8 protein-coding genes and 1 tRNA gene are annotated in these 6,615 nt (G+C 67.0%); 2 read left to right on the forward strand and 7 right to left on the reverse strand.

The genetic code is table 11. The features are described 5' to 3' along the window. Window positions 1–125: 125 nt before the first annotated feature. The 7 genes from ACFDSW_RS14150 to ACFDSW_RS14180 all read right to left on the reverse strand — a co-directional run bounded on the left by ACFDSW_RS14150 (window position 126) and on the right by ACFDSW_RS14180 (window position 5,026). Window positions 126–506, reverse strand: coding sequence for an HK97 family phage prohead protease (locus ACFDSW_RS14150; protein ID WP_375250924.1), 381 nt, complete (start codon window positions 504–506; stop codon window positions 126–128). After that, the gene (locus tag ACFDSW_RS14155; RefSeq protein ID WP_375250925.1) at window positions 503–826 is read right to left on the reverse strand and encodes a DUF6127 family protein; all 324 of its coding nucleotides are present in this window, start codon (window positions 824–826) and stop codon (window positions 503–505) included. The genes ACFDSW_RS14150 and ACFDSW_RS14155 overlap by 4 nt, the downstream gene beginning before the upstream one ends. Then, window positions 823–1,899, reverse strand: a complete 1,077-nt coding sequence (locus tag ACFDSW_RS14160) for a phage portal protein (protein WP_375250926.1) — start codon at window positions 1,897–1,899, stop codon at window positions 823–825. Before ACFDSW_RS14160 ends, ACFDSW_RS14155 begins: the two co-directional genes overlap by 4 nt. A gap of 62 nt (window positions 1,900–1,961) precedes the next feature. Continuing rightward, window positions 1,962–3,269 (reverse strand): DNA-packaging protein, encoded by a 1,308-nt coding sequence (locus tag ACFDSW_RS14165; RefSeq protein ID WP_375250927.1) that lies wholly within the window; start codon window positions 3,267–3,269, stop codon window positions 1,962–1,964. Then, entirely contained in the window at window positions 3,266–3,760 is a 495-nt protein-coding gene (locus ACFDSW_RS14170) for a hypothetical protein (RefSeq protein ID WP_375250928.1), read from the reverse strand. Before ACFDSW_RS14170 ends, ACFDSW_RS14165 begins: the two co-directional genes overlap by 4 nt. Before the next feature lie 171 nt (window positions 3,761–3,931). Beyond that, window positions 3,932–4,005, reverse strand: a tRNA-Gly gene (locus tag ACFDSW_RS14175). Window positions 4,006–4,426: 421 nt separating this feature from the next. Further along, entirely contained in the window at window positions 4,427–5,026 is a 600-nt protein-coding gene (locus tag ACFDSW_RS14180; RefSeq protein ID WP_375250929.1) for a hypothetical protein, read from the reverse strand. A 295-nt stretch (window positions 5,027–5,321) separates the two neighbouring features. Here ACFDSW_RS14180 and ACFDSW_RS14185 point away from each other — a divergent pair, with 295 nt between their 5' ends. Together ACFDSW_RS14185 and ACFDSW_RS14190 are read left to right on the forward strand one after the other, a co-directional pair. Beyond that, entirely contained in the window at window positions 5,322–5,951 is a 630-nt protein-coding gene (locus ACFDSW_RS14185) for a hypothetical protein (protein ID WP_375250930.1), read from the forward strand. 284 nt (window positions 5,952–6,235) lie between these two features. Then, window positions 6,236–6,457 carry a hypothetical protein gene (locus tag ACFDSW_RS14190; RefSeq protein WP_375250931.1) on the forward strand — a complete coding sequence of 74 codons (222 nt, stop codon included), beginning with the start codon at window positions 6,236–6,238 and terminating at the stop codon, window positions 6,455–6,457. The last annotated feature ends 158 nt before the right edge of the window (window positions 6,458–6,615 follow it).

Raw genomic sequence — 6,615 nt, forward strand, 5'->3', positions numbered from 1 at the left:
CCGTCGCCGCCCGCGCGCCATCCAGCACCGGGCGCGCCACCATCGTCTCGTTCATCATGTTCTCCTGAGGATCATCCGTCGACCGGATGAGATGGCGCCTCCCAGCGAGGCACCGAAACATCGCGCTAGGCGTCGCCCAGCGTGTCGATCCGCGCCGCGGGTTGCATCGGCACCGCCACCAGGCTGATCTCGACCAGATCGGCGCGTTCGATATGGCGCCACGCCCCCTGCCGGACGGCGCGCGCGCGATAGCCGACCGACAGCCCGGTCAGCGCACGTCGGCGCAGCAACGCCGCGACCTGCGGATCGGTGACGACGCCGGCGACGCGCAGGCCCTGCCGATCCTCGCTCACCGACGAAAGCGTGCCGACCGGCGCACCACGATGTTGCAGCAGCAGTGGCACCGATGCGCAGTCCGCAAAGGCGCCCGCGCGGATCACGTCGCCCGCCCGATCGACGCGGTCGAAAACCGCCGCATAACCGGCGAAGGCCACCGCCCCCGTCATCGCACCCATTCGCCGAACCCCAGCCGCACCGCCAGCCCGACCAGCACCAGCGCCCACACCATCCGCACCACCCACCCGAGCAAGCCGCGCCACACCGATCGTTTCGCCGCCCGCCACGCGGTCAACAGTTCGCGCAGTTCGGCGACGTCCCCGGCCGCGCGCTCGTCCGACAGTCCCAGCCGCGCCATCGCGCGCGTCGCGCCCAGCTCGCCGGCTTCCTCCGCGATCGCCCGCAGCGTCGCCACGTCCGCGCCGCGCATCTGTGCCTGCGCCATCAGTTGCGCCAGCACGACCGCGCCGTGATCGTCCGCCGCGCTCATTGCCAGTCCACCATCTGGCGCTTCTCTTCGGTGGACAGGAAGTCCGCCGCCGCGACCATCCGCCACAGGCGCTCGCGATCCTCCACCAGCGCGGGAACCCGGTCCAGGTCGACCTGCACCGTCGCGCCCGGCAGGTCCGTCGCCAGCCCCCCGGCGATCGCCCCCAGCATCGCCCCGGCCAGCGGCAGCACGGTCAGCCGCCACAACGCCCGGTTCGCCTCGCGATAATTGGCGTAGGTGCTGTCACCCGGCAGCCCCAGCAACATCGGCGGCACGCCGAAGGCCAGCGCGATCTCGCGCGCCGCCGCCGCCTTGGTGCCCGCAAAGTCCATATCCGCCGGGGTCAGGCTCATCGCTTGCCACGACAGGCCGCCCTCCAGCAGCATCGGTCGCCCGGCGTTGCCGGCCCCCGCGAAGCCGCGCTCCATCTCATGCCGCAATCGCTCGAACTGGTCGGGCGTCAGCACCGATCCGTCAGGCGGCGCATAGACCAGCGCGCCTGACGGACGCGCCGCGTTATCGAGCAGTGCCTTGCTCCACGCCGAGGCGGCATTGTGGATCGCGATCGCGCCCGACGCCGCCGCCAGGCATCCCAGCCCATAATGATCGTCGAGCGGATGAAAGCGCCGCACATGGATCACCGCGGCGGGATCGAGGCGCACGACGCGCGCCGCGACGCGATAGGTATAGGCCGCCGGCCAGCCGTCCGCGCCGGGCTCGATCGTCACCCGTTCGGGGCGCAGCGGAAACAGCTCCGTCACCGTGCCCGCCGCATCGCGCATGATCTGGACGAAGGCGTTGCCATGCAACAGCAGTTGCGCGGTCACGCGCTCGCGCAGCCCGGGCGCGGCGATCAAGGCCACCAGCCGCGCATCGCCGTCCAGCGGCGCGCCGTCGACGCCTTCCGCGACCAGCTTCACCGCACGTTGCGCGATCGCATTGTCGCAATAACCGGCACGCGCCTGCGCGTCATAGCCTTGCGGCCAGCGCCCGGTCAGCATGCCCGGCATCGGCGCACGCGCCAGCGCCGGGCGCGCGTCATCGCGCCCGGATTTCTTTCCGAACCAAGCCATATCCATCCCCATCATGATCCGCGCGCGCCGCCCCGCCCGCGCCTGTGCTCAACCCGTCGCCGTCATACCGCGCGGATGCGGGCGTCCCCCTGCCGTTCCAGCAGCAGGGCGGTCAGCGCCCATACGCAGGCATCGGCACGATCCGGCGATCGTCCGGGGCCATGATAACCGCCCCCCGCCACCAGCCCGGCCAGTTCGTCTTCCAGCGCCGCAAACGGCGCCGCATGCCACACGCGCCCCGCCTCGTAGAGCGCGGCGACCGGCTCTGCCCTCGCCGCCTTGCCCTGTCGCGCATGCACCAGCCGCACCGGCAAGGTCGATTGCGCCGCCAGCAATACGCTGCGCACCATCGCCCCGCCCTGGTTGGCCTCCGCCACGACGCGATCCGCCGCGCGCCGGTCGCTGACCGCTGCCACCGCGCGCGCCCAGCCCTCGGGCGACGCCCCCGCGATACTCGCATCCTCGATCACATAGCCGTGGCCGTCCGTCCCCAGTCCCGCCACGACGATCCCGCAGGCGTCGCCATCGCTGCCCGCCGGCGGGTCGACCCCCACCACCACGCGCACCAGCGCGGGCACCTGGCGCGCACGCTGGCGCTCGATCAATGCGCGCGGCCACAAGGCGCCGGGCAGATCCTCGATCAATTCGCCGTCCAGCTCCTGGCGCCCCAACCGGGTGGCGCCGTAATCGGCCGCCATCGCCGCGACGAACGCCGCCGGCAGATGGGGATTGTCGCGCGTGCGGCCGCGGGTGATCGCGGTGTCCGGCGATGCCCGGATCCGGCGCAGCAGGGCGGTCGGGCGCGGCGTCGTCGTCACCAGCACGCGCGGCCGTTCGCCCAGGCGCAGTCCCATCATCAGATTGTCCCACGCCGCGACGCCACGCCATTTCGCCAGTTCGTCCGCCCAGGCAAAATGATGTTCGGGGCCGCGCAACTTCTCCGGCGCCGCCTCCGAATAGATTGTCGCGCATGCCCCGCTCGCGAAGCGCAATTTCCCGCTGGTCGGTCGCCAGATCACCGGCTCGCTGTCGCGCGCCACCGCGATCACCCCGCTGGGGCCCTCGACCATCACCTTGCGCGCATCCTCGATCGTCGCGCCGACCAGCGCGATCCGCGCATCGGCATGCTGTCGCGCCATCGCGTTCACCCATTCCGCGCCCGCGCGTGTCTTGCCGAACCCCCGGCCCGCCTGCATCAGCCACACGCTCCACGCGCCCGCCGGCGGCAACTGCCCGTCGTGCGCCCACAAATCCCACGCCTCGGTCAGCGTCCGCAGATCCGGCATGCCCAGCCGCGCCAGCACCGCGCGCTGTGTCGCCTCCTCCTGCGTTGCCAGCCAACGCAACGCACGCGCCAGCGGCCGGGTCACGCCTGCTCCGCATTGTCGTCGTCCGAAGCGACGCCGCCTCGGCTGCGCGCCTGCAACCGGCGCAGCAACTGCGCCTCCAGCCGGCGCCGCGCCGCGCGGTCGTCGCCGGCCGCCTTCGCCGCCGCGCCGGGGATGGCGGCACCGCCGGGGCGCCGCGCCAGCAGCAACAGCGCGCTCGCCACGTCGATCCCGCCCCCCGGCGCGGCGGCGAGGATCTGTGACAGCAGTGCCGCCTCCAGCCGCTCCCACGCCGCCCCGGCCGCCTGCTGCCACTGTGCGGCGAACGACGCGTCCCGTCGTCGCCGGGCGTAGACGGCCGCCACCGGCACCCCCGCCGCCGCGGCTGCGGCGTCAACCTGTCCGGTCATGCTCAGGTGATCCAGAAAGCGATCACGCGCCGCCGCCGACCACGCCACCGACCGCCGCACCGGCAGTGACCCGCCATCGGCCGCGGTCCCGCCCGCGACGCTTGCGCCACCCTGCTCCCCCATCCGCCGCCTCCCATGCCCAGCAACAGAAAAGGGCCAGCGCAGCGGAGTGTTATTACCCCAGCCGCCCGGCCCTGATTCGCATCATCTCGATGTTCACGTTTTGTACGCAAAGAGCGTGACGATGTCAAGCGCTATTCCGCGGATGCGCTCATGTCATGTCGATGTAGGGAATGGAGCGGGTAGCGGGAATCGAACCCGCGTATTCAGCTTGGAAGGCTGCTGCACTACCATTGTGCTATACCCGCTAAGCATCTGATAAAACTATATTATCCGACGCAGCGCCAAGATTGGCTTGCAATCTTGTTTTGTAAGTCGGGCGAATAGCCCACCTGCTATTAGGGGTCAATTCCTTCTCAAGCCCGCGCTGAGCAGCAGAAAGAGTGCATCCCTTAGCCCGACCCGAATCAGCTGCGACGGAAACGGCACCGCCGCAAGGCGGGGGGCAACCGAGAGAACGAGGTCGAGGTGACTGCGCTGTAACCGGAGTGCCACCAGAGCCCGTCCAAGGTAGATAGCAGCCCTCGATCACCCATCGAACGCCCCAAGGTGAGGCGGCTCCGCGCCGACCTCGTACACAAGCTCGAACCTCGGTAGCCCAAACATGATATCGCCGATCAGGTGCTTCGCCTGGCCGTGACCGGCGTTGCGTGATCGTCACCGACGTTGTCATCGATCAGGGGCATCTCCCCACGCGGTCCTTCCTGGCTGCTTTGTCAGTATTGTCTCGACGACCCGCTTTTGCCCGTTGCTTAGTTCACTTTCGACGCGCTCATCCCACCGATCGCCGGTGACTTTGATGATCTGGCGCTGCCGTCCGGATATCGTCCGCGTCCATGTCATTGTCTTGGGCGAGCTCAGGTCGATAATCACCTGCTCATCATGGCCACGCGCTGGGTTGAGGTTGTCGTTGTAAAATGAAGGATCGTATATCCAAAACCCACCTCTGATAGCATCGTACGTCAGCACATGCAGGTGGTGTATCACCGCGCCTTGCCCCTCTTTCCCGTAGACTAGGATAGACCCTATCAGAAGATGATCATCACCTTTCCCAAAACGACCGACCCGGCGTTCTGCCAGATGGCTCGCCCCTCCAAGACTGTCGTGCGCTTCTCCTTTCCAGTCTCCTTCCAAAAAGGACAAGCTGTCGATCGCGTTGAAAGAAGCTGCGCCCTCCTTTGGAGGAGGTGGTGGCGGTCCCGGAGGCGGCACTACATCAACCTGAACGACTGCTAGGCTGAATATTGCCCCAAGAACCTCAAATCTCATCCAATGCCTCCTGTCCTACTTGGCGACACTCTACCGTGATAGATATTGACCGGAAAATGGAACATCGGTCGCCCCAGAGCCGACTCCCACGGCACGGGCCTGACCCTTGGGTAGAATAAGCGAAATGGCTTCGGCCGCTGGGTAGTTTTCCGCTTGTGGCGGTAACCGCAATCACACAAGCGGTTGCACATCGATCACCTCCAATACGGATCATCGGCCGGGGCCGCCATATTGACAACCGTGCGCGAACCTATCCTTCTGTCGGCGGCGATTCCGCCAAATAACCGGGGGTTACATGAAGAGGATGATTGCGGCCGCGCTCTTTTCGAGCGCGACCATTGCTATGCCTGCGATCGCGCAAACGGTTTCGACGACGGTCGATACAATGGCACCCATGGCAACAGGGCAGACCGAAAACGTGTTGCGGACGGGCACGCCAGTTCCACTTCGTGTGCTCGAAATGCTCACAACGAAGGGTAAGAATCTGAAGGTCGGCCAACGCTTCAACATGGAAGTGTCCGAAGCCGTCATCGTCAACGGACACATCGTCATTCCCGCCGGCGCTCCGGCCGTGGGCGAAGTGACCGAAGTCCGCAATAAGGGCATGTGGGGCAAGTCGGGATACATCAAAGCGCGGGCGGTATCGCTGACGGCCAACGGCCGTCAGATCAGGCTGTCGGGCGATCTCGATGACAAAGGCGTCGCTGCAGGGGGCGGCGCGGTCGCCGTATCCGCGGTCGTGTTTCTACCCGCCGGCTTTTTCATGACTGGCACCAGTGCGGTGATCCCGGTGGGCGCGATCACCAAAGGCTTTGTCAACGAGGACATCGCGTTCACGCCGCCGGCGGCCGCAGCGCCGATGACGCTGGCGCCGGCCGCGCCTGCTCAAGCTGCAACCGCAATCGTGGCGCCCAAGGTTCAATAATCGATCTTCGAAGACGAATATGAAGGGTCTAGCAGCTTGTCTGGATGCTCTGTGCTCGTCTTCGCAAGCCCCGCTGTGACATGCGGCGGGGCTCATTACCTTTAGGCATCGGCGGCAGCCCATCCAGGATGCTGTTCGCATCACAATGGGTACGCGGGTGCTCAGGTGGGCGAGAGCCTTGATGCAACGGAGCGGCTCAATCGGTGATCACCGTAAAATGGTGGCGGAACATTAACGGAACAAAAGGACTCGCAGCGGTGCGTTAATTTCGTCAGATCAGGGGCATGGACGCCCGTCAGACCATCGCCCGAGTCGCGCAGGAGCAAGGGGAGAGCCTTTCCGCCCTGTCCCTCAAAATCGGCCGCAACGTGTCCTATCTCCAGCAGTTCATCGAGCGCGGAACGCCGCGACGCCTGCCCGAGGAGGATCGCCGCAACCTCGCGATCGCGCTCAATATCGATGAGCGTAAGCTGGGCGCGCGCGACCCATGGAGCCCGCCGGCATGAGGCAGGTCAATCGTGACGAGCTGATCTATATGATCGCCAGCGCGATACGCCGGTGGCCGTCATCGCTGCTGCGCGACTTGAAGGATCAGCGTCAGGAGGTGAGGGATCGCGCCCGGGTGACCGCCGCGGCCTCGATCGTCGACCGATCGCTCAACCGC

The sequence above is a fragment of the Sphingomonas sp. genome (genome assembly GCF_042091075.1).
Lineage (GTDB): Bacteria > Pseudomonadota > Alphaproteobacteria > Sphingomonadales > Sphingomonadaceae > Sphingomonas.